Origin of the sequence: Streptomyces sp. RPT161 (assembly GCF_027533845.1) — a bacterium.
GTDB classification, from domain to species: Bacteria; Actinomycetota; Actinomycetes; order Streptomycetales; family Streptomycetaceae; genus Streptantibioticus_A; species Streptantibioticus_A silvisoli_A.
This window is the reverse complement of the sequence record NZ_JAPZVN010000076.1, coordinates 1-1321: the sequence shown is the minus strand read 5'-3', so window position 1 is coordinate 1321 and position 1321 is coordinate 1. Positions and strand designations below refer to the sequence as shown.

At 65.9% G+C, this 1321-nt stretch carries 2 protein-coding genes; one reads left to right on the top strand and one right to left on the bottom strand.

The annotated features are described in order from the left end of the window. The first annotated feature begins 61 nt into the window (after window positions 1–61). A protein-coding gene (locus tag O5O46_RS34960; protein WP_443072706.1) for an IS5 family transposase occupies window positions 62–942 on the top strand; the annotation gives its coding sequence in 2 pieces (ribosomal slippage) (window positions 62–422 and window positions 422–942; 882 coding nt in all). Window positions 943–965: 23 nt separating this feature from the next. On the opposite strand, the gene O5O46_RS34955 is transcribed toward O5O46_RS34960, so the two are convergent. Beyond that, complete coding sequence (locus O5O46_RS34955; RefSeq protein WP_269859715.1) at window positions 966–1247, bottom strand: hypothetical protein; 282 nt, start codon at window positions 1245–1247, stop codon at window positions 966–968. Window positions 1248–1321 lie beyond the last annotated feature (74 nt).

Sequence of the window (1321 nt, the reverse complement as noted above, 5' to 3'; positions counted from 1 at the left end):
TAGGCACTGTCCGGCGGATCATTGATTGAGCGGTGTCGCTCTCGTGGCCGTGTCCATGGTCATGGGACGAGGCGATCTGACGAAGGCGGAGTGGGCTCGTCTGAAGCCGTATCTGCCCCAGTCGGGGCAGCGGGGCGGGCGTTGGGCGAGCCACCGCAAGGTGATCAACGGAATCCTCTTCCGCCAGCGGACGGGTGTTCCATGGCGGGATCTACCAGCCCGGTTCGGCAGTTGGAAGACCGTTTACGAACGGCACAGACGCTGGTCGGCTGACGGCACCTGGGACCGGATCCTGCAGGCCGTGCAGGCTGACGCGGATGCGGAAGGCCGGATCGACTGGAGCATGGTGAGCGTGGACTCCACCTCCTGCCGTGCTCACCAGCACGCTGCCGGGGCCCGCAGGAAAGCACCGCGCATCCCGAAAAAAGATCAACGCCCCGGCAACACCGCCTCGACGAGGGACTCGGACGGTCCCGGGGCGGGCTGACCTGCAAGATCCACCTCGCCGGTGAAGGCGGACGCCGCCCCCTGGCCCTGCTGATCACACCGGGCCAGTGGGGCGACGCCCCGCAGCTCATTCCGGTCCTCGAACGCGTCCGTGTCGCCCGTCTCGGGGGCGGTCGTCCACGCACCCGGCCGGACCACCTCGGGGGCGACAAGGCCTACTCCTCCCGCCGCAATCGCCGGTACCTGCGACGACGGCAGATCAAGCACACCATCCCGGAGCCGAAGGACCAACGGGCCACCCGCCGACGCCGCGGCAGCAAAGGCGGCCGGCCAACCGGCTTCGACACCACGCTCTACAAGCGCCGCAATGAAGTCGAGCGGACGATCAACCGGCTCAAGAACTTCCGGGCCGTGGCCACCAGGTATGACAAGCGGGCCTACGTCTTCCACGGCACCGTCACGCTGGCAGCCATCCGATTATGGCTCCGGGGCTGATACGTCGGACCGCCTGACAGGGATCAGTCGCCGACGAACCAAAGGTAGTGATGGGGGTTTTCAAGGGCCAGCTCCCCCAGTCGCCGTACCTCGGCTACCCAGCCGTCATCCCAGTCCGCAGGCACCCGCGCCAACTCGTCAAGCAGTGATCGAATCTGCCAGCCATTGAACATGGTGTCGGTGAAGGGACAGACGTGGCCCAACAGCGGGAACTGTGACCGTTCGATCCTGTTGTCCCACTCATAGCCACAGGTGCCGTTGGCGACCACAGCACCGTTCTCAGCACGTACCTGCAGACCAATCACCAGTCGACGCTACCGTCAAAGCTCCGTCCAGTTATCCCGCACACCAAGATCCGCCGGACAGTGCCTAGACCGCG